Annotated in this window: 20 protein-coding genes and 1 rRNA gene; 8 read left to right on the forward strand and 13 right to left on the reverse strand. The window is 66.9% G+C overall.

All coding sequences use genetic code 11. The features are described 5' to 3' along the window. Positions 1-35: 35 nt before the first annotated feature. Positions 36-1454 carry an amino acid permease gene (locus tag ACH413_RS30510; protein WP_360041824.1) on the forward strand — a complete coding sequence of 473 codons (1419 nt, stop codon included), beginning with the start codon at positions 36-38 and terminating at the stop codon, positions 1452-1454. On the opposite strand, the gene ACH413_RS30515 is transcribed toward ACH413_RS30510, so the two are convergent. The 4 genes from ACH413_RS30515 to ACH413_RS30530 all read right to left on the reverse strand — a co-directional run bounded on the left by ACH413_RS30515 (position 1429) and on the right by ACH413_RS30530 (position 7134). After that, positions 1429-2958 (reverse strand): DUF885 domain-containing protein, encoded by a 1530-nt coding sequence (locus tag ACH413_RS30515; RefSeq protein ID WP_360041821.1) that lies wholly within the window; start codon positions 2956-2958, stop codon positions 1429-1431. The two genes, ACH413_RS30510 and ACH413_RS30515, sit on opposite strands and share 26 nt — an antisense overlap. Next, positions 2958-4481 carry a DUF885 domain-containing protein gene (locus tag ACH413_RS30520; RefSeq protein WP_360041819.1) on the reverse strand — a complete coding sequence of 508 codons (1524 nt, stop codon included), beginning with the start codon at positions 4479-4481 and terminating at the stop codon, positions 2958-2960. Before ACH413_RS30520 ends, ACH413_RS30515 begins: the two co-directional genes overlap by 1 nt. A 10-nt stretch (positions 4482-4491) precedes the next feature. After that, positions 4492-5538: a nitronate monooxygenase gene (locus ACH413_RS30525; RefSeq protein ID WP_360041816.1), complete on the reverse strand. Its 1047-nt coding sequence runs from the start codon at positions 5536-5538 to the stop codon at positions 4492-4494. A gap of 129 nt (positions 5539-5667) precedes the next feature. Continuing rightward, positions 5668-7134, reverse strand: coding sequence for a glycosyl hydrolase family 18 protein (locus tag ACH413_RS30530; protein WP_360041813.1), 1467 nt, complete (start codon positions 7132-7134; stop codon positions 5668-5670). A 98-nt stretch (positions 7135-7232) separates the two neighbouring features. On the opposite strand from ACH413_RS30530, the gene ACH413_RS30535 reads away from it, so the two are divergent. Further along, complete coding sequence (locus ACH413_RS30535; RefSeq protein ID WP_360041810.1) at positions 7233-7664, forward strand: phosphohydrolase; 432 nt, start codon at positions 7233-7235, stop codon at positions 7662-7664. Positions 7665-7737: 73 nt separating this feature from the next. Further along, positions 7738-7965 carry a hypothetical protein gene (locus ACH413_RS30540; RefSeq protein WP_093600589.1) on the forward strand — a complete coding sequence of 76 codons (228 nt, stop codon included), beginning with the start codon at positions 7738-7740 and terminating at the stop codon, positions 7963-7965. Positions 7966-8019: 54 nt separating this feature from the next. Here the strand turns inward: ACH413_RS30540 and ACH413_RS30545 are convergent, their stop codons facing one another. Next, a complete protein-coding gene (locus ACH413_RS30545) occupies positions 8020-8631 on the reverse strand; it encodes a class I SAM-dependent methyltransferase (protein ID WP_360041807.1) in 612 nt (203 codons plus the stop codon). A gap of 37 nt (positions 8632-8668) precedes the next feature. After that, positions 8669-9130: a helix-turn-helix domain-containing protein gene (locus tag ACH413_RS30550; RefSeq protein ID WP_360041804.1), complete on the reverse strand. Its 462-nt coding sequence runs from the start codon at positions 9128-9130 to the stop codon at positions 8669-8671. An 89-nt stretch (positions 9131-9219) separates the two neighbouring features. On the opposite strand from ACH413_RS30550, the gene ACH413_RS30555 reads away from it, so the two are divergent. Continuing rightward, positions 9220-9807: a dihydrofolate reductase family protein gene (locus ACH413_RS30555; protein ID WP_360041802.1), complete on the forward strand. Its 588-nt coding sequence runs from the start codon at positions 9220-9222 to the stop codon at positions 9805-9807. Then, on the forward strand, positions 9804-10166 hold the full coding sequence (locus tag ACH413_RS30560) for a PPOX class F420-dependent oxidoreductase (RefSeq protein WP_360041799.1): 363 nt from the start codon (positions 9804-9806) through the stop codon (positions 10164-10166). Before ACH413_RS30555 ends, ACH413_RS30560 begins: the two co-directional genes overlap by 4 nt. Positions 10167-10172: 6 nt before the next feature. On the opposite strand, the gene lepA is transcribed toward ACH413_RS30560, so the two are convergent. Beyond that, complete coding sequence (gene lepA, locus ACH413_RS30565; RefSeq protein WP_360042463.1) at positions 10173-12008, reverse strand: translation elongation factor 4; 1836 nt, start codon at positions 12006-12008, stop codon at positions 10173-10175. Positions 12009-12091: 83 nt separating this feature from the next. On the opposite strand from lepA, the gene ACH413_RS30570 reads away from it, so the two are divergent. Continuing rightward, positions 12092-12520 carry a type II toxin-antitoxin system PemK/MazF family toxin gene (locus ACH413_RS30570; RefSeq protein ID WP_360041796.1) on the forward strand — a complete coding sequence of 143 codons (429 nt, stop codon included), beginning with the start codon at positions 12092-12094 and terminating at the stop codon, positions 12518-12520. On the opposite strand, the gene ACH413_RS30575 is transcribed toward ACH413_RS30570, so the two are convergent. The 5 genes from ACH413_RS30575 to ACH413_RS30595 are packed head-to-tail and all read right to left on the reverse strand — an operon-like array spanning position 12505 to position 16998. Further along, a complete protein-coding gene (locus ACH413_RS30575; protein WP_360041794.1) occupies positions 12505-12681 on the reverse strand; it encodes a DUF397 domain-containing protein in 177 nt (58 codons plus the stop codon). The two genes, ACH413_RS30570 and ACH413_RS30575, sit on opposite strands and share 16 nt — an antisense overlap. Further along, positions 12656-13501, reverse strand: a complete 846-nt coding sequence (locus ACH413_RS30580) for a helix-turn-helix transcriptional regulator (protein ID WP_360041791.1) — start codon at positions 13499-13501, stop codon at positions 12656-12658. The genes ACH413_RS30575 and ACH413_RS30580 overlap by 26 nt, the downstream gene beginning before the upstream one ends. A 59-nt stretch (positions 13502-13560) precedes the next feature. Next, positions 13561-14403 (reverse strand): transglutaminase family protein, encoded by an 843-nt coding sequence (locus tag ACH413_RS30585; protein WP_360041789.1) that lies wholly within the window; start codon positions 14401-14403, stop codon positions 13561-13563. Between the two features lie 2 nt (positions 14404-14405). After that, positions 14406-15353: an alpha-E domain-containing protein gene (locus ACH413_RS30590; protein WP_360041787.1), complete on the reverse strand. Its 948-nt coding sequence runs from the start codon at positions 15351-15353 to the stop codon at positions 14406-14408. A 13-nt stretch (positions 15354-15366) separates the two neighbouring features. Next, positions 15367-16998 carry a circularly permuted type 2 ATP-grasp protein gene (locus tag ACH413_RS30595; protein ID WP_360041784.1) on the reverse strand — a complete coding sequence of 544 codons (1632 nt, stop codon included), beginning with the start codon at positions 16996-16998 and terminating at the stop codon, positions 15367-15369. A 124-nt stretch (positions 16999-17122) separates the two neighbouring features. On the opposite strand from ACH413_RS30595, the gene ACH413_RS30600 reads away from it, so the two are divergent. Together ACH413_RS30600 and ACH413_RS30605 are read left to right on the forward strand one after the other, a co-directional pair. Beyond that, positions 17123-19450 (forward strand): P-loop NTPase fold protein, encoded by a 2328-nt coding sequence (locus ACH413_RS30600; protein ID WP_360041781.1) that lies wholly within the window; start codon positions 17123-17125, stop codon positions 19448-19450. A gap of 93 nt (positions 19451-19543) precedes the next feature. After that, positions 19544-19894: a hypothetical protein gene (locus ACH413_RS30605; protein WP_360041778.1), complete on the forward strand. Its 351-nt coding sequence runs from the start codon at positions 19544-19546 to the stop codon at positions 19892-19894. Between the two features lie 477 nt (positions 19895-20371). Here ACH413_RS30605 and rrf read toward each other — a convergent pair. After that, positions 20372-20464, reverse strand: a 5S ribosomal RNA gene (rrf, locus tag ACH413_RS30610); the annotation flags it as partial.

Below are 20464 nucleotides of genomic sequence, written 5' to 3' on the forward strand. Positions count from 1 at the left end.
AGCAGGCGGGAACGAACCGCGTGACAGTGGTCCTCATGACCACGCAGGGCGTTTTCAGGCGCAAGCCCATAGACCAGATCGCTGAGGACAAAGGCGACGGGCTCACCAGAACACTGGGCCTGTGGCAGCTCACCGCGATCGGCATCGGCGGCATCATCGGCGCCGGCATCTTCTCGCTCGCGGGCGCCGTCGCGAACAAGACGGCCGGACCGGCGGTGCTGATCTCGTTCCTCGTCGCGGGTATCGCGAGCGCGGCGGCGGCGTTCTCGTACGCGGAGTTCGCGGGCATGATCCCGAAGGCCGGCAGCGCCTACACCTACGGCTACGCGGTGCTCGGCGAGATCGTCGGCTGGTTCATCGGCTGGGACCTGCTGCTGGAGTACACCGCGATCGTGGCGGTGGTGGCGATCGGCATCTCGGGCTACTTCACCGAACTGCTGTCGTTGCTGAACATCCATCTACCGCAGTGGATGCTGGGCGCGCCGGGCACGGAGACCGGTGACGTCGCCGCGGGCAGTTACAAGGTCAACCTGTTCGCGGTGCTGCTGTGTCTGCTGATCGCGTACGTGCTGAACACGGGCATGAAGAACGCGGCGCGGTTCGAGACGACGTTGGTGTACCTGAAGGTCGCGGTGGTGGCGCTGGTCGTCATCGTCGGCGCGTTCCACATCAACACGGAGAACTACAACCCGTTCTTCCCGTTCGGCATCTCGGGCGCGCTCACGGGTGCGGCGACGGTGTTCTTCGCCGTGTTCGGCTACGACGCCATGTCGACGGCGGCCGAGGAGTCGAAGGACTCCCAGAAGCACATGCCGAAGGCGATCATCTACTCGCTCGCGGTGTCGATGGTGCTGTACGTGCTGGCCTGCCTGGTGCTCACGGGAATGGTGAACTACAAGGACATCGACGCGGAGTCCGCGTTCGCCACGGCGTTCGCCGACGTCGGCCTGCCCGCGCTGGGCATCATCATCAGCGTCGGCGCGATCCTCGGCATCACGACGGTGCTCTTCACGTTCATGATGGGCGCGGCCCGCGTCGGCTACTCGATGAGCCGCGACGGCCTGCTGCCCCCGTGGTTCGCGAAGACGCACCCGGTGAAGCACGCTCCGACGCGCATCACCTGGGTGCTGGGCATCGCCTCGGCGCTCATCGCCGGGTTCCTGCCGATCGCGGAGGCCGCCGAGCTCACCAACATCGGCATCCTGCTGGCGTTCGTCGTCGTCTGCGTCGCCGTGATCGTGTTGCGCTACAAGCAGCCCGACCTCCCGCGCTCGTTCAGGACGCCGGGCATGCCCGTGGTGCCGATCATCGGCGTGATCTTCTCGCTCTGGCTGATCACGTTCCTCAACCCGGAGACCTGGCTGCGGTTCGCGATCTGGTTCGTGATCGGCCTGATCATCTACTTCGCCTACTCGCGCAAGCACTCCGTCATGGAGCGTCAGCCCAAGCCGTGACGATCTGGTCGAGGGTGGAGAGCGGCACCGCGCCGCTCCCCACCACCAGGTCGTGGAACGCCTTGACGTCGAACCGGTCGCCCATCTTCGTCTCGGCCTCCGCCCGCACGCGCTGGATCTCCAGGCGCCCCACCATGTACGCGAGGGCCTGCCCCGGCGTCTCGATGTACCTGTCGATCTCGGAGTCGATCTCGGGCTCGGTCATGACCGTGTTCTCCCGCAGGTAGTCGACGGCGTACTGCCGCGACCAGCCGAACGCGTGGATGCCGGTGTCCACCACGAGCCGCCCGGCGCGCATCGCGTCGAGCCCGAGCATGCCGAGGCGCTGCTCGTCGGACGAGTACAGGCCCATCTCGTCGGCGAGGCGCTCGGTGTAGAGGCCCCAGCCCTCCAGGTACGCCTCGATGAACGCGTACTTGCGCATGTTGGGCAGTTCCGTCTCGGAGGCGATCGAGAACTGGTAGTGGTGGCCGGGAACGGCCTCGTGGAACGCCGTCACCTCGGACAGCGTGCGGCTGCGTTCGGTGGCGCCCAACGGGTTCAGCCAGTAGGTGCCGGGACGGCTGCGGTCGGCCGGCGCGGGCTGGTAGAAGGCGATGGCCGACGTGCTCTGCTCCTCCTCGGGCACGGCGCGCACCTGACAGCCGACGCTCGGCATGCGGCCGAACCACTTCGGCGCCTCGGCCTCCGCGCGGGCGATCGCCTCGACGGCGTTCTCGATCATCTGCTCTTCGCTGTCCCACAGCATTTCCGTGCGCAGCCGGTGGAAGATCTCCGGCACGTCCCTGGTGCCCCACAACCGCGAGCCGATCTCCGCGTACTCCTCGCGCAGCGCCGCGATGATGTCGAGCCCCAGCCGGTGCAACTCGCTGGGCCTGCGGGAGGTCGTGGTGTAGGTGCGGACCAGGTTCGCGTAGTTCCGCTCGCCCCCGGGAAGCCAGCAGAGCCCGGCCCTGTCGTCGCGACGGCCGTCCCCGATCGACGCCAGCACGTCGCGGAACCCGGCGACGGCGGTGCGGATCTGTGCCGAGTGCGCGCCTTCCCACTCCTGCACCGGCAGGGCCAGGAAGCCCTCCATGCGCTGCACACCGGTCCGCAGATGACGGCTCAGCGGCCTGCGGTCGGACTCGCGCAGCCTCTGAGCCGCCTGCTCGATGTAGCGCGGGAACTGGTCGAGGCGCTGGGACACGTCCAGCTTCGACGAGACCATGAGCAGGCTGTTCACCGGCGCGCTCATGGTCGCGACGGTGTGCTCGACCAGCCTGGCGTCGATGCGGTCGACGATCGCCTGGCCCTGTTGCTTGATGACCGCGAGCGTGACGGGGTCCTCGGTGTCGTCCGTCTCTGCCTCGTCCAGGAGCCGGGAGACCCGGTCCCTGATCACCTGCTCGCCGTCCGTGCTCAGGTCCTCGAGCTTGTCCTCCCAGCCCGCCACCCCCAGCATCGTGGCCGACAGCGGCGAGTGGTCCATGGACGCCTGGAACATCTCATCAGCGAGCGACATCAGGCCCTCCTGGACCAGTTGGAGACGAGTTTGCCGAGCGTGGGCAACGGAACGATGCCGTTCTCCAGGACGAGGTCGTGGAACGCCCTGATGTCGAACCTATCCCCCATCGCGGACCGGGCCTCCTCGCGCACCCGCTGGATCTCCAGCCGCCCCACCATGTACGCGAGCGCCTGCCCCGGCGCCTCGATGTACCGGTCGACCTCGGACGAGATCTCCGCGGCGTCCATCGCGGTGTTCTCGCTCAGGTAGTCGATGGCCTGCTGCCGGGGCCAGCCGAGCGCGTGCAGGCCCGTGTCGACCACCAGCCGGCCGGCGCGCATCGCGTCGAGGCCCAGCATGCCCAGGCGTGCCTCGTCCGACGAGTACAGGCCCATCTCGTCGGCCAGGCGCTCGGTGTAGAGGCCCCAGCCCTCGATGTAGGAGTCGATGAACGCGAACTTGCGCACGTTCGACAGTTCGGTCTCGGCGGCGATCGAGAGCTGGAAGTGGTGGCCGGGAACGGCTTCGTGGAACGCCGTCACCTCGGACACCGTGCGGCTGCGGCCGGTGGCGTTCAACGGGTTCACGAAGTACGTGCCGGGACGCGACCCGTCGAGTGCCGCGTCCTCGTAGTACGCGAACGCGGCGTTGGGGCGGTCCACCTCCGGCACGAACCGGACCTCGCACCGCGCCTTCGGCAGTCGCCCGAACCAGTTCGGTGCCTCGGCCTCGGCCCGCGTGACGGCGTCGACCGCGCTGACGAGCATCTCGTCCTCGTTGTCCCACAACAGGTCCGTGCGCAACCGCCGGAAGATCTCCGCGACGTCGGAGATGCCCCACACCCGCGAACCGATCTTCGCGTACTCCTCGTGCAGTCCGGCGATCAGGTCGAGGCCGAGCCGGTGCAGTTCGGCGGGGCTGTAGGAGGCGGTCGTGTAGTCGCGGACGAGCTTGCGGTAGTTCTCCTCGCCGTCGGGCAGCCAGCAGAGGCCTGCCTGCTCGTCGACCCGTCCCGGCAGGCCCAGCAGGACCTCGCGGTACCGGGCGAACGCCGGGCGCAGGTCCGCGTCGCCCTCCCACTCCTGGCGCGGCGAGGCGAGGAACCGTTCGACGTAGGCCGCGCCGTTCTCCACGTGCCGGCGCAACGGCCTGCGGTCCGTGTCGGCCAACCGGTCCGCGGCCTGGCCGAGGAAGCCGGGAACGAGATGCCGCCGCCGCGAGAAGTCGAGGTGCGAGGTCGCCCTGAGCAGGCCGGCGACCGGCGCGTTGGTCCCCCTGGACACCGAGTGCTCGACCAGCCGTGCGTCGATGCCGGTGATGATCGACTCGGCCTGGTGCCGGATCACGTCCCGCGCGACCGGATCCTCACCACTTCCGTCGAGGCGCTCGAGGATGCCGGTCAGCCGGGAACGCATCGCCCGGTGGCCGTCGACGCTGAGGTCTTCGAGCCGGTCGTCCCAGCCCGGCACCCCGACGAGCGTGGCGAACAGCGGGTTCCAGTCCATCATCGCCTGGAACATCTCATCGGAGAGCGAGGTCACGCTCTCCTTCTTAGCCGCGCGGGAACCGCTGGGCCAGGGATTTGATCGTTTCGGTCAGCTCCGCGCCGATTCGCCGCACGATCGCGCCCGCCGGTTCGGCCGTCGCGAGCGGGTACGTGGTGCCCGCCCACAGCGACATGACCTCCACTTCACCGGTCGCGCGCACCGGCCTCGTGAGGTGGTGGACGTTCGGGTACGCGGCGGGCGCGTGCGGGCTGTGTTCGATCAGGAACCGGTTCACGAGCCCACGGGCGGGCCGTCCGCTGAACGCCCGCGTGAGCGCGGTGCGCCGGGCTCCTTCGGCGAGCGCTTCCCGTTGCGTCGCATTGGTTCCCGCCTCCGGGCAGCCGAGGAACGCGGTGCCGAGCTGCGCCGCGACCGCACCCGCGGCCAGCACGGCGGCGACGTCGGCGCCGCTGACGAGACCACCGGTCGCGATCACCGGCAGGTCCACGGTGCTCTTCACCAGCCTGATCGCCGCGAGGGTGCCGTACAGCTCGCCGCCGCCGGGCGAAATTCCGTCGTCGGCGAACGTGCCGCGGTGGCCGCCCGCGTCCGAACCCTGCACGCACAGGACGTCGGCGCCGATCTGCCTGGCCTGCCGCGCCTCGCTCGGGGTGGTGACCGTCACGACGATCGTGGAGCCCGCCGCCTTGAGCCGCTGGACGTCGTCGGCGTCGGGCAGGCCGAAGGTGAACGACACCACCGGAACCCGCAGCGCCAGCACGAGTTCGAGCTTCGCCGCGTAGTTGTCGTCGTCCCAGCGGGGATCGCCGGGCGCGGCGCCGACCTTCTCGGCACAGGCCGTGACACGGCGCACGTAGGACGAGATGTCGCTGGTCGGCCTCGTACCGGGCACGAAGAGGTTGACCCCGAACGGCTTCGTGGTGAGCTCGCTCGTGCGTGTGATCTTCTCCGCGAGCTGCTCGACGGTGACGTACCCGGCCGCGAGGAACCCGAACCCGCCTGCCTCGTTCACCGCGGCGACCAGTTCGGGGGTGGAGGGGCCACCTGCCATCGGCGCGGCGATCACAGGCACGGCCAGCGTGTGGAACATGGAAGACAACCTAGTTGGATCGGCCGACAAATGCCTGGTGAAGCCCTGTGTCCTTGATGACGCAAGGACTGCTCCGAACGGACGTCGGTGCCACGTCCACTGTGGACGTGGCACCGACGGTTCCATCATCTAGGGCAGGGAGTCCAGATGAGGGGCCACGGTGTTCGCGAACTGCCAGTTGTTCGAGGCGTCCCAGTTGATCGACCACGTCATGGCGCCGCGGATGGACGGCCAGGTCGTGCTCGGCTTGAACGTCCCGCAGCTGGTGCCGCGGGCGAGACAGCTGAGCGCGTTGTTGACGTTGGACGGCGACTGGTACCCGCCACCGGCACCGGACGGCGACGCCGGCAGGCCGAGACCCACCTGGTCGGCGCGCAGGCCGCTCTGCAACTGGATGCACGCGAGCGCGGTCAGGAAGTTGACCGTGCCCTGGCTGTAGACCTGCTGGTCGCAGCCGAGCATCGAGCCGGAGTTGTAGTACTGCATGTTGACGATGGTCAGGATGTCCTTGGTGGCCAGCGCCAGCTTGAAGTACTCGGAGTTGACGTTCTGCATGTCGATCGTCTGCGGCGCCATGGTGATGACGCTGCCTCCACCGGCGGCGATGCTGCGCAGCGCCTGACCCATGTAGGTGGCGTTGACGCCGTTCTCCAGGTCGATGTCGACGCCGTTGAAGCCGTAGGTGGAGATCAGGCTCTTGACGCTGTTGGAGAAGTTCGTCGCCGCCGTCGAGTTGCCGACGCTGATCGTGCCCTTCTCACCGCCGACGGAGATGATCACCTTCTGGCCGCGGTTCTGCACGGTCTTGATGTCCGCGCGGAACTGCGCGTCGGTGTAGCCGCCCAGCTGGCTGCTCAGTCCGGGGTCGAGGTTGAACGCGACCTGACCCTGCACCGCCGTGGCGTCGGCGAACGAGACCGCGATGATGTCGTAAGTGGTGGGGACGTCCGCGAGCTTCAGAGCGCGCGCACCGTTGTAGAAGTTCTGCCAGTAGCCCGTCAGGACGTGCTTGGGCAGACCGGTGTTCGGCGGGTTGCTGGTCGTGGTGGTGGTAGTCGTCGTAGTAGTGGTGGTGGTCGACGTCGTGGTGCTCGTGGTCGTCGGCGGCGTGCCGGGGCCGTCGAGGTTGACGTCGTCGGCGAAGTACGCGGGCTGGCCGTACCAGCCGTGCAGGTAGATCGTGACGCTGGTGGCGCTGCCGGTGGTGAAGTCGACGGTCAGCTGCGAGAAGCCGCTCGTGCCGGGCGTCCAGGTGTTCTTCTCCACGCCACCGGTGACGCCGAGGTAGACGTAGCTGCCCTGCACCCACGCGGACAGCTTGTAGGCCGTGTTCGGTTGCACCGAAACGGTTTGCTGGCACCGCGCGTTGCTCTGCCCGACCGGTGCGCCCTGCAGGGCGTACGTGCCGGTGCGCTTCGTGCCGCTGGTGACGCTCGTGCCCTCGGTGCAGGTCCAGCCGCTCAGGTTGCCGGCCTCGAAGCCGCTGTTGGCCGCGAGGTTCGCGGCGGCAGCGCTTCCGTTGATCACCAACACCAGACCGGCACAAGCGAACAGCGCAGAAAGCAGCGCTATAGCTGCTCGTCTGGTCTTGGACATGGTCCACCTCCACACATCATGCGGCGGCCATGTTGTGAGTGGACTAAAAATGGACTAGACCACTGCGTTTGGTCAAGACCTGGTTTAGCTTGAGGGGCGTGTTCACCCTCGAAGACGCCATCACGATCGCCACCGCCGCCCACGACGGCCAGGTCGACAAGTCGGGCCGGCCGTACATCGGACACCCGTTGCGGGTCATGGCGGCGATGACCGGCGAGCACGAGCAGATGGCCGCGGTCCTGCACGACGTCATCGAGGACACCCCGGTGACGGCTTCGGACTTGCTCGCGCGCGGCTGCCCCGGGGTCGTGGTCGACGCCGTCGTGGCCCTGTCGCACCTCCCGGAGGAGCCGCAGGAGGACTACCTCCGCCGCGTCGCCGCGAACCCGTTGGCACTCTCCGTGAAGCGCGCGGACATCGGCGACAACCTCTCCCCCGCCCGGATGGCCCGCCTGGACGACGCCACGCAAGATCGTTTGAAGGCCAAGTACGCGCGGGCCCTGGGGTTGCTCGCGGAGTACGTGAGCTAACTCGCTTCTTCATCGGTACAGGTCGCTTGAACAGGGTGTATTATCGAAACGTAACCAAGATTGGAAGGACACGATGACCCGCCACGACCTGTCCGTGAAGTCCCTGCGTTCGAGCCTGGCCTCGCGCCGTGAAGCTCGGTACTCACGCCGGAGCCTCGAACGGCAGTTGGCCAGCTACACCACCGAGAGCGACCGGCTCGAACTGGACGCCATCCTGTCGCGCCACAGCGCGGAGGAGACCGGCGAGCTCCGTTCGATCATCAACCGGCAGGCGATGGACCGCCTTCTGCGGTCCGCCTGACGAGTTCAATTCAGGGCCACCCCGGCAACGTTGCCGAGGGTGGCCTTCGCGTTTCTAGAACAACCTCTTGAGGGTCAGGACGTTGTCCTTGCGCGTCTCCTGCTGGCCCTCCGGGCCGACGAGCGGCCGTTCCACCACCTCGTCGGTGATGATGATCCAGTTGTCCTTGAGCTTCAGGTGATCGAGAACGTCCTTCGTCGTCGGGAAGTAGTAGTCCTGGTGCTCGGACCACGACGGCGCCGCCGCGTGCCCGCCGACGATCAGGTGCCCGCCTGGAGCCACCGCGTTCGAGGCCCGCTTCAGGATGCTGTTGCGCTCCCCGTCCTCCTCGACCGGCGAGTGCAGGAACTGCGCGCTCACCAGGTCGTACAGGCCGTCGGGAAACGTGGCCTTGAGATCGTGCTGCTCCACCGAGATCTCGACGCCGGCGTCGTACGCGTGCTTGAGCGCCCGGTCCAGCGCGACCTGCGACACGTCGACGCCCAGCACCCGCCAGCCCCTCTTCGCGAGCCAGACGGCGTCACCACCTTCCGCGCACCCGATGTCGAGCGCGCTGCCGGGCGTGAGCCGTTCGACCTCCCGCACCAGCAACGGATTCGGCTTGCCGGACCAGACCTGGTCCCGCTCCGAGTAGAAGGTCTCCCAGAACTCCTGTGCGGTCGTCATGCTTCGACGATGCTCCCGACCGTGCCACATTGGCAAACTACGTTGCTGATCCGGCAACGCCAGGACCGGGCAGCAGGTCGACGTCGCCGGCCCGCATCGGCTCACCGCAGTGGTCGCACCGCAGTTCGACGTCCGCGATCTCCCCGCACGCGTGGTGCCGGTAGAGCACCGGCGGCCCCGCCTCGCCCGCGAGCCACCGGTCGCCCCAGCCCTTCATGACCATGAGCAGGTCGATCAGTTCAGTGCCCTTGACCGTCAGCACGTACTCGTAGCGCGGCCGCTGGTCGTACGGACGGCGTTCCAGAACCCCTTGCTCCACAAGGTGATTCAGTCGCTCGGTCAGCACCTTGCGGGAGATCCCGAGGTCGGCCTGGAGCTGCTCGAACCGGTTCATCCCGACCCACACGTCGCGCAGGATCAGCGGCGACCAGGGCTCCCCGATGACGTCGAGCGTGCGCGCGATCGAACACGCCATCCCACTGAAGCTCGTCCGCTGCATGCTTCAACTCTAGCAAGTCAGGGTTCCCTTAAGGAACTCACGTCTGCTACGGTCTTGGAGTCTCTTAAAGGAACTCAAAGGAGCACGAGATGAGCAAGGTGATCAGCGCCCACTCGGTGTCGGTCGACGGCTACATCACCGGCCACGACCCCCGTCCGGGTCAGGGCCTCGGCGACGGCGGCATGCTGTTCGACTGGTACTTCGACGGCACGGTGGAGAGCCAGGAGTTCGGCGGCTTCAAGCTGAGCGAGCAGAGCGCGAAGATCTTCGACTTCCACGCCGGACGAGTAGGCGCCGTGGTCGCCGGCCGCAACACCTTCGACGACTCCGAGAGCTTCGGCGGCTGCAGCCCGCACTCGAACGCGCACCTCGTCCTGCTCTCCCACCGCTCCGCGGACCTCACGGAACGCCAGACGCCGGCCACGTCCATCGAGGACGCGATCGCCAAGGCCCTGGAACTCGCTGACGGCAAGGACGTCGGCCTGATGGGCGGCGGCGTGCTGAACGCGGCGCTCCAGGCGGGACTGGTCGACGAGGTCGTGCTGCACCAGGTGCCGATCCTGCTGGGCGGCGGCCGCCCGTTCTTCCAGGAACTGCCGAAGCACGTGCGCCTCACCCTGATCGACGCCACCCCGGCCCCCGGCGTGACCCACCTCCGTTACGAGGTGCAGCGATGAACGCGGACGTCCGCACGGTGCTCGACGGCACCCCGATCGCCCACCTCGCCACGCTGCTGCCCGACGGCGCGCCTCACTCCGTGCCGCTGTGGATCGGCACGCACGGCGACCACATCGTGATCCTCACCGGCCCTGGTTCGCAGAAGGCCCGCAACCTGCGCCGCGATCCGCGCGTGGCGATCTCCCTGACACCGCCGGACAACCCGTTCCAGCCCGTCATCCTGCGCGGCCGGGTCGTGGAGTGGCTCGACGGCGACGCGGCGTGGGAGATCATCGACGCGATCGCCCAGAAGTACATCGGTGGGCCCTACTCGCGCGACGAAGAACGAGTCGTCGCGCTCATAGAGCCCACCGGATGACGAGACCTACTTCTTGCCCTTCGGCTCGTCAGTGGACAGCGCGGCGACGAAGGCCTCCTGGGGCACCTCGACGCGGCCGACCATCTTCATGCGCTTCTTGCCTTCCTTCTGCTTCTCGAGCAGCTTGCGCTTACGGGTGATGTCACCGCCGTAGCACTTGGCCAGCACGTCCTTGCGGATGGCGCGGATCGTCTCGCGGGCGATCACGCGGGCACCGATCGCGGCCTGGATCGGCACCTCGAACTGCTGCCTGGGGATGAGCTCACGCAGACGGGTCGCCATGCGCGTGCCGTACGCGTAGGCGTAGTCCTTGTGCACGATCGCGCTGAACGCGTCGACCGTCTCACCCTGCAGCAGGATGTCGACCTTGACGAGCTCCGCGTCCTGCTCGCCGGACTCTTCGTAGTCCAGCGACGCGTAACCGCGGGTGCGCGACTTCAGCGAGTCGAAGAAGTCGAAGATGATCTCGCCGAGCGGCATCGTGTAGCGCAGCTCGACGCGCTCCTCCGACAGGTAGTCCATGCCGCCGAGCTGGCCGCGCTTGGACTGGCAGAGTTCCATGATCGGGCCGATGTAGTCGGACGGCGCGATGATGGTGCACTTGGTGATGGGCTCGTAGACCTCGGCGCGCTTGCCCTCAGGCCAGTCGGACGGGTTCGTCACGACGATCTCCGAACCGTCCTCCATCACCACGCGATACACGACGTTCGGCGCGGTGGAGATGAGGTCGAGACCGTACTCGCGCTCCAGGCGGTCGCGGGTGATCTCGAGGTGCAGCAGGCCGAGGAAGCCGCAGCGGAAGCCGAAGCCCAGCGCGGCGGAGGTCTCCGGCTCGTAGGTGAGCGCGGCGTCGTTGAGCTGGAGCTTGTCCAGCGCCTCGCGCAGCTCCGGGTAGTCCGAGCCGTCGACCGGGTACAGGCCGGAGTAGACCATCGGACGGGGCTCGCGGTAGCCGGCCAGCGGCTCCGTGGCGCCCTTGCGCTCCGACGTGACGGTGTCGCCGACCTTGGACTGGCGCACGTCCTTCACGCCGGTGATGAGGTAACCCACCTCGCCGACGCCGAGGCCCTGGGACGGCTTGGGCTCCGGCGAGACGATGCCGACCTCGAGGATCTCGTGGGTCGCGCCCGTCGACATCATCTTGATGCGCTCGCGCGGCGTGATCTTGCCGTCGACCACGCGGATGTAGGTGACGACACCGCGGTAGGTGTCGTAGACCGAGTCGAAGATCATCGCGCGGGCCGGGGCGTCGTCGCTGCCGACGGGGGCCGGCACCTTCTTCACGACCTCGTCGAGCAGCGCGCCGACGCCGAGACCGGTCTTCGCGGAGACGCGCAGCACCTCGTCCGGCTCGCAGCCGGTGATGTGCGCGATCTCCTTCGCGTACTTGTCCGGGTCCGCGGCGGGCAGGTCGATCTTGTTCAGCACCGGGATGATGGTGAGGTCGTTCTCCATCGCCAGGTACAGGTTCGCCAGCGTCTGCGCCTCGATGCCCTGCGCGGCGTCGACCAGCAGCACGGCGCCCTCACAGGCCTCCAGTGCGCGGGACACCTCGTAGGTGAAGTCGACGTGGCCAGGCGTGTCGATCATGTGCAGGACGTGGTCCTGCCCGTCGAGCTGCCACGGCAGGCGCACGTTCTGCGCCTTGATGGTGATGCCGCGCTCACGCTCGATGTCCATGCGGTCGAGGTACTGCGCCCGCATCGCCCGCGCGTCGACCACGCCGGTGAGCTGCAGCATGCGGTCGGCCAGCGTCGACTTGCCGTGGTCGATGTGCGCGATGATGCAGAAGTTCCGGATGAGCTCCGGCGGCGTGAAGGTCGTGTCGGCGAACGAGGTCAAGGCAGTCCTCAACAGGAAATCGGACGGGTGTCCCCTTATGGTCCCATAGAGGCCCCTGTGCCCTGCACCACTAGGGTGCGTCCGTGCAGACGAACGGTGAAGACCCCCGCCCGGCGAAGGGCGCGGTCCGTGAGGTTTTCGACGCGGCACAGGCCGCCAAGCTGGACTACTCGCCCACGATGGACGGCGACGCCGACCCGGGCGAGGTCGTGTGGGCGTGGGTGCCCTTCGAGGAAGACGCCAACCGCGGCAAGGACCGCCCGCTGCTGGTCGTGGGCCACGCGGGCACCGACCTCGTGGCGCTGATGCTCTCCTCGAAGGAGCCGCGCGACGACTACCTGGAACTGGGCGCCGGCGCCTGGGACCGCGAGGGCAGGCCTTCCTACCTGCGCCTCGACCGCGTCTTCGCCCTGGACTCGGACGACGACATCCGGCGTGAGGGTGCCGTGCTGGCACCCGCCGCCTTCGGCCAGGTCGTGGACGCCCTACGCGAACGTCACGGCTGGCGCTGAACGAACGCACGCCACGCGGGTGCGCTGAACATCAGCGTGCCCGCGTCGGCGTTCTTGGAGTCACGAACAAGTACGTCCCGAGCGATCGAGACCTCGACGCAGTTCCCGTCCTCGGTCGCATCGCTGTAGCTGCTCTTACGCCAAGCGCGGTCCTCGGCCATCGAATTCCTCTCGCGGTGGGCTGACGTACTCCGCCAGCTTGCTCCGCGATTGTTCCGCATCCAGCGCGACCTCATCCAGGTGGTTGAAGAGCAGCCTGGTGCGCGCGATGGCTCCTGGATCCTGCACGAACACCTTCGCGAGGTCGGTCTCACCGAAGGCGACCGGGTACGCCTTCTCGTACTCCCAGAGCACGCAGCCCGACGACGGAACCACGACGTGCGCCGGCACGATCCGGATCTCAGGCGCGCCGAACAAGAGCTTCGCGCACTGGTCTTCCATGATCTGGTCGGTCCCGACCTGCTGCCGCAGCGCGAGCTCGTGGACGTAGAACAGACAAGTCGGCCGATCGTGTCGTCGCAGGATCGCCTGGCGTTCGATGCGGAACTGCACGATCGTCGGGATTCGTTCCTCCGCGATGAAGCCGCCCAGCCGGTACAGGGCGTCGGCGTACTCCGGCGTCTGTGAGAGACCGGGCACGGACCGCGGGTCGTAACTGGTGATCGTCTTGGCGGTCGCCTCGGCCAGGGCCATCGTCCGCGTGTTGTCCGGCACCTGCACGATGTACTCGTCGAAGGCCTTCGCGTAGCGCCGCCGGAACTCCTCGAAGTAGTCGGCGTCCTTGCCGCACGCGGTCAGGAACTGCACGAGGTCGATCTCGCTCGCGCGGGCCTTGCCGTGCTCGATGGTGGACATCTTGCTCGGATCCCAGCCGAGCCGGATGGCCATGGCGCGGCCACCCAGATCGGTGCAGGTCTCCCGCAACCGACGCAGTTCGTCCCCGAGATCCCGGCTGTACGCAGTGGATGTGATCACAGTCATAGGCCGAAGCTAGGGTTTGTAGCGGGTCCAAAGAAGGTGCTCATTCGGGTGAAAACGTCCTAGGCAAGGCGCGTGATCTCGACCGTCACCTCCAACGCGGTCGCCGCGCTACCCGAGTAGATCCCCTTCAACGGCGCCACATCCGCGTAGTCGCGCCCGAGCGCCACCCACACGTGCCGTGGCCCGACCGGCATCGCGTTCGTGGGGTCGTATCCCCACCACCCGCCGGTCCACGCCTCGATCCACGCGTGCGACTCGCCGCGCACCGTCTCTCGCGGCGCGCCGTCCTTCTTCGTGTGCAGGTATCCGGACACATAGCGCGCCGGAATCCCCATGCCCCGCAACAACACCAACGTCAGGTGCGCGAAGTCCTGGCAGACGCCCTTCTTCTCCTGCCACGCGTCCACGGCCGAACTGTGCACGCCGGTCGACCCCGGCTGGTACTTCAGCTGCTCCCACACCCACTGCGAGGCCGCCAGCACCGCGTCCGACGGCGTCAGCCCCTTCTTGAGGTCCCGTGCCACCGCCAGGAGTTCGCGGTTTCGGGGCGTGTAGCGCGTGGGTTCGAGGAACTCCGTGTAGCGGTCCACGAGGTTGTCCTCGCGCATGTCGCTCCACGTGCCCGTGGTCACCGGTTCGATCTCCGCGCTCGTCTCCACCACCGACGACGCGACGACCTTGAGTTCCGTGTGCGGCGCGTGGAGGTCGAACGACGTGACCTCCGTGCCCCAGTAGTCCGTGTACCGGTACGCACGCGTGGCAGGGTTCGTCTCGACGCGTGACACCACCACGTTCTGACGGCGGTCACCGCGCGGTGTCAGGCGCGCTTCGTTGTACGACTGCGAAACAGGTGCGTCGTACTGGTAGCCCGTCGTGTGCACGACACGCACTCGCCAGCTCATGGTCAGCCCACCTCGGTGTTCGTCCAGGCGACCCATGGAGCCACGTGGAAGTACTGCAGCGACACGGCTTCGCCGACATCACGGACCGTCTTCTGCAACACCGCCAGCCGTTTCGGCAGGTCGTCCAGCAGATCATGCGGCCGCAGGAACTCCAGCTCACTCCGCGCCTGGCCGAGCAACCGAAGGGCCTCCGCCCGTGCTCCCACCCGTACCGACGGCTGGTTCTCCAGCTGCTCCAAACAGGACTCGGCCTGCCTCAGCGCGTGGAACACCGACCGCGGGAACAGCCTGTCCAGCAACAGGAACTGCACCACTCTCGACGCGTCCAACGCGCCGCGGTAAGTCCTCAGATACGTGTCGTGCGCACCGGCCGACCGCAGAACCGTGACCCAGCCAGGTGAAGACGCCTTGTCTCCCACACGTGCCAACAGCAGCCGCACGATCATGTCGACGCGTTCGACAGACCGTCCCAGCACGAGGAAACGCCACCCGTCGTCCCGTGACATCGTGGAGTCGGCCAGGCCCGCGAACATCGCGGCCCGTTCCTCGACAAAGCTGAAGAACGCGTGCGGCCCCATCGTGCGCGCGTAGGTCTCCCGTTCCGCGACGGCGTTCCACATCGCGTTGAGGCACTCCCACATTTCGGTCGACACGACCTCACGAGCACCACGCGTGTTCTCGCGCGCGCTGTTGACCGACGACACGATCGAAGCGGGGTTGTCCTTGTTGTACGCCACCAGTTCCGTGAGCGACCACACGTCGAACTGGGCGGCCCCGACCGGCGGCTTGATGCCCAGAACCGTCAGCAACTGCCGCGACGTGGCGTCCGGGTCGACGGTCGCGTCCTCCAGCAGCTGGTGGACCGAGACGTCCAGAATGCGCGCCGTGTCGTCGGCCCGTTCGACGTACCGGCCGATCCAGTACAGCGACTCCGCGTTGCGTGCCAGCATTTCGCGCGCCTCCCTACTGCTGCTGTTGTTGCTGTTGCTGGGAAGTGGACAGCTCCGGCCCCTGCTCGGCGGCAGCGGCCTCCATCTCGCCCGGCCCGGCCAGCCCGGGCTGCGCGAGCTCCTGTTCCTGGTTCGACGACTTCGCCGCGAGCACCCAGGTGTCCTTGGAACCGCCGCCCTGCGAGGAGTTCACGATGAGACTCCCCTCCGGCAACGCCACGCGGGTGAGCCCGCCGGGCAACACGAAGATGAAGTTGCCGTCGTTCACCGCGAACGGCCGCAGGTCGACGTGCCGCGGCGCCAGCCCGTCCCCCACCTTGGTGGGCACGGTGCTCAGCTGCACCACGGGCTGCGCGATCCACCCGCGCGGGTTGCTCTTGATCCGCTTCCGCAGCGAGTTCAGCTCCCGGACCGTCGCGTCCGGCCCGAACACGATCCCGTACCCGCCAGACCCCTCGACGGGCTTCACGACCAGCTCGTCGATGCGGTCGAACACGTGCGCCCGCTCCTCGGACAACCAGCACCGGAACGTGTCGACGTTCGGCAGCAACGGCTTCTCTTGGAGGTAGTACTTCACGATCTCCGGCATGTACGTGTAGACGAGCTTGTCGTCCGCCACCCCGTTGCCCACGGCGTTGGCGACGACGACGTTGCCCGCCCGAGCCGCGTTCAACAGCCCGGCGATGCCCAGCACCGAGTCGGGCCGGAAGTGCACGGGATCGAGGAAGTCGTCGTCGATGCGCCGATAGATGACGTCGACCTGCCGCTCCCCCTCGGTCGTGCGGAGGTAAACGAAGTTGTCGCGGCAGAACAGATCCCGCCCCTCGACCAACTCCACACCCATCTGCCGCGCGAGCAACGAGTGCTCGAAGTAGGCGCTGTTCCCAAGACCAGGCGTCAGCACAACAACGTTTGGATCCGCCGCGTTAGGCGCAGCAGCATTCCTCAACGCCCTGAGCAGATGCACCGCGTAGTCACCCACCGCGCGCACGCGATGCCGTGCGAACAGATCGGGGAACACCCGCGCCATAGTGCGCCGGTTCTCCATGACGTACGAAACGCCACTAGGACACCGCAGATTGTCTTCAAGAACCCGGAACGTCCCCTGCTCGTCCCGCACCAGGTCCACACCCGACACGTGGATGCGCACCCCGTTGGGCGGACTGATGCCGGCCGCCTCCCGATGGAAGTGCTCGCAGCTCGTAATGAGACGCCGAGGCAACACTCCATCCCGAACGATCTGCGCGTCGCCATAGATGTCCGCGAGGAACATCTCCATCGCCCGAACCCGCTGAACGATGCCTCTCTCGAGCTTCGACCACTCACTCGCGGTGATGATCCGGGGAATCAGATCGAGCGGAAACGGCCGTTCCTGCCCACTGAGCGAGAACGTGATCCCTTGGTCGACAAAGGCCCGCCCCAACGCCTCAGAGCGCGCGTTCAGCTCGTTGACCTGCGACGGAGCCACCGACTCGTACAGGGCGCGGTAAGCACTCCGCACCCCGTTGTCCGTGGAGAACATCTCGTCGTAGGCGCCGGCATGCGGCCGTTCCGGATTGAGATAGCCGTTGAACAGCTCACCGAGCCTCGGCGTGGTGACCGTGCGGCTGCGGCGCAGTCCTGAGGTGCGGGCTCGGCGTTCCATGGTCCACATCTTCACCCTGTTCAGGCCGATTTCGCACTAGTCCGACCGGACAGAAACCTGCCGGAAACGAAACCCGGTACTTTCAGGCGTGAGCTCCGCTGTCTCGATTGATGACGTACCGCGCATGGTGCAACAGCTCCGGCTCGGGCTCGACCGCCCGATCACTTCGATGGAGGTCAACTCCGACCAGCCGGCGAATCCTCTCCTCAAGATCACGCTCAAAGGCGGGCACGTCCGCGTGGTGCACGCGGACGGCGGCGCGGACTACGTCGGGCCCGATCGGCAGACTTGGCAAGCCGCAGCACCGGCCGTGATGTGGCTGGGTGACACGCTTGCTGTGGCACTCTCGACAGGCGATCCAGACATCTCGGTGTACCTCCAGGACCAGACTGAGGGGTCACCGCTTTCGAAACAGGAGCGCCTCAATCTTGGATACAACGTCCTTGGCGTGAAGACCCGGAATATCGACCGACGACTCCGTGAGATCCGCATGAAGACAGGCGTCGTCGATCTCGCCGAACTCGCTGATTGGTTCTACAGCCACTCAAGGCCGACCCAGCTCATGGGCCACACAGGGGCGGTCACCGCTTTGACCGTGTTCCCAACATCTCGCGATGAACAGCTGCTCGCTTCAGGAAGCTCGGATGGCACGATCCGGCTGTGGAACGTCCGTACGGGTCTCCCCGTCCGGATGGCCGCACCGGGAAGCCCGGTCACCTCTTTGCTCAGCTTCAGCGGCGGGGATGGGCTCCTGCAGGTCGCAGCCGGAGGCTCCGACGGATTGCTGACTGTGTGGAAGACCGACGTAGTTGGATCGTCGAGTATCACCGGACCTGTGTCGACGCGCGGGTTCAGCGACCGCGTCGCTACCGAAGACCTGCTCGGCCGTGGCCAGCTGGTTTCCACACTGGCCGACGCGCTGCGGCCTGGTGAGGGCGACGGTCCGACGGTGATCACCGTCGACGGGGCGTGGGGATCAGGCAAGAGCACGGTGCTGGAGTTCGTTAAGAAGGAACTCGGCACGCCTCCTTCCGAGGCGAGACCCGGTCGAAAGCTCACGGTGTCCGGCGCCAATCGCGTGTTGTCCCGGCCACCGCAGCGAGTTCACGAGCCCAGGAAGCTCATCAAACCACTGGTCGTCTCGTTCAACCCGTGGCAACACCAGTCGAGCGAGCAAATCTGGGCCGGGCTGGCGAAGTCGGTGGCCGAGGCCGTCGAGACAGCGATCATGCCCGATGCGAACACCCGTGAGCGCTATTGGTTCGAGCGCAACGCGCACCGCGTGGACCGTAGACACCTCCAGCGGCAACTGCGGAAGCGGATCTACTCACCCGCGTTGTCGGTGGCTGCCCTGGGTTTGGGGGTCGCCCTGCTCGGACAGCTCGTGAAGCTCAACCTCTGGTGGGCGTGGGTTCCAGCGGTGGGGATCGGTCTGTTCGGCGCAGCCCAAAGCGCGTGGAGGTTCTTCTTCAGCCGGGCATCGGCATTTCTGCCCGGCGAGCTCTTCGCCGTTCCGGTGATGAGCAACACCTTCCCTGACACGACACTGGATCCCTCGATCCGCGACCCGTACTACCACGCTCGCTCGGGCTACCTCTACCTCGTGCAGCACGACGTGGCGGAGCTGCTGAAGGACGCCGCCGCAGTGGGTTACCAGCCCGTGGTGGTGATCGACGACCTTGACCGGTGCACCCCGCGAACGACGGCGCAGGTGTTCGAAGCGATCAACGTCTTCCTGTCGGACGAGTTCCCCTCCACCCGGTTCGTACTGGGACTCGACACCGCCGTGGTCGCGTCACACGTTGACCACGCTTACAAGGACCTCGCTGACGCGAAAGTCGTCGCACACGCCGACGATCCCAGTCCTGGGTGGACGTTCCTGCGTAAACTCGTCCAGCTCCCCGTTCGGCTACCGCCAGCCACGGCCGACAACGTCGACCGCCTGCTGAACTCGCAGCTCGGCGAGGTGCACATGGAGCGGCAAGAGGTGCGCAGGGGCACCGGGACAACGTTCCCAAACCTCAAGGCAGCGGCAACGGGCGTGACTGAACCCGCGCCGGCGGAAGTGATCGCGATCGAACGAAACGCCGAGGTGCGTGAGCACCTACGCCGCCGGCTGAAGGAACAGCCTGAGCAGTCGGTTCGCGAGGAGAAGCGGCTGCTCAACGTCTGGCAGTTCTACCTGCGGGTCTTGGGCTCCGCCAACGTCGAGCAGGCGTGTCACCTGGTCGCCGTCGCCGAGATCGCAGTGCGGTGGCCCGCCTACCTCCATCGACTGCGCGGTGGGTGGCTGGAACTGGCAGACGCGGTCGACGACGACGTCCGGTGGGGCGCGAAGATCGCCAAACTGAGGTACGCGTACTCAGATCGCAAGGCCGCGGCGAACTTGCGCGAGTTGCTGCTCGACTGCGATGCGCAGTCAGTTGCCAGGTTGGCAGATCGACTGTTCTAGAGGCGGACCTTCAGGACCGCGTCTGAGACCTGGGTGACGTACAGCCTGCGGGTGCCCAGTTGAAAGCGGGCGGCCGTTGGGTTCTTGAGGCCGGTGAGCCAGGGTGCGGCGGGTGCCGGTCCATGGGTCGACCTTGAGGATTTCGCCGTTGGCAATATTGGTGACGTAGCGCTTGCCGTCTGGACCGACGGTGAGGTCGTCGGGATCTCTGTTGTCACCCAGTTCGATCCGGGTCTGGCGAGTGCCGTCGATGCGGACGACTGGGGACTTCGGGTCGAAGATCATGGTGGTGAAGACGGTGTTGCCGATCGTGGCCACGCCGTTGGCGTGGGGCAGGTCGATTCGGCGAACGAAGGTGCCACAGCGGTCGAACTCAACCAGGCCGACGAACGGGTCGGCTACGTAGAGGTGGCCTCGTGCGTAGAACTCGGCACCGTTCGCTGAGCGCAGGGAAATCGCCGCCTCCCTAGACCTGTTGGTTACGGGGTCAGGCGGAGCACGCCGGACGGTGGTCGCGGGCATCTGGGCTGTCGTTGCCGAAGTTGACGTAGAGCCCGCCTAGGCCCTGACGGATCCGGGGACGCGGACGGCATGTGGGTGCCGTTTAGCCGGTATTCCTCGACGCGGCCGACGGCTCAGATTGGAGAGCTAGAGGGTGTGGTTGTCGAACTCCAGGTTCTCGTACCAGTCGGTTCCGATATGGAAGGTGCTGGCAGCCGGCGTTGCACAGTGGATGGATTCGGCTTGCACCGGAACCGCGGTGCGAGGCTGGACTAGGCACAGCAGCGCGAAGTTCCTCATCCTCAAAGCCAGGGGCGCTGACTGGCCAGCCACATCACCTTTCCGCTGGCCGGACCGGTGATTGACAAGAAAAAGCCCTGCGGGGAGCGCTTGTGGCGCTCAACCCGCAGGGCAAATTAAGTTCGGCGGCGACCTACTCTCCCACACCGTAACCAGTGCAGTACCATCGGCGCAGAAGGGCTTAACTACCGGGTTCGGAATGGGACCGGGTGT

It is taken from the genome of Lentzea sp. NPDC020367, assembly GCF_044387305.1.
Lineage (GTDB): Bacteria > Actinomycetota > Actinomycetes > Mycobacteriales > Pseudonocardiaceae > Lentzea.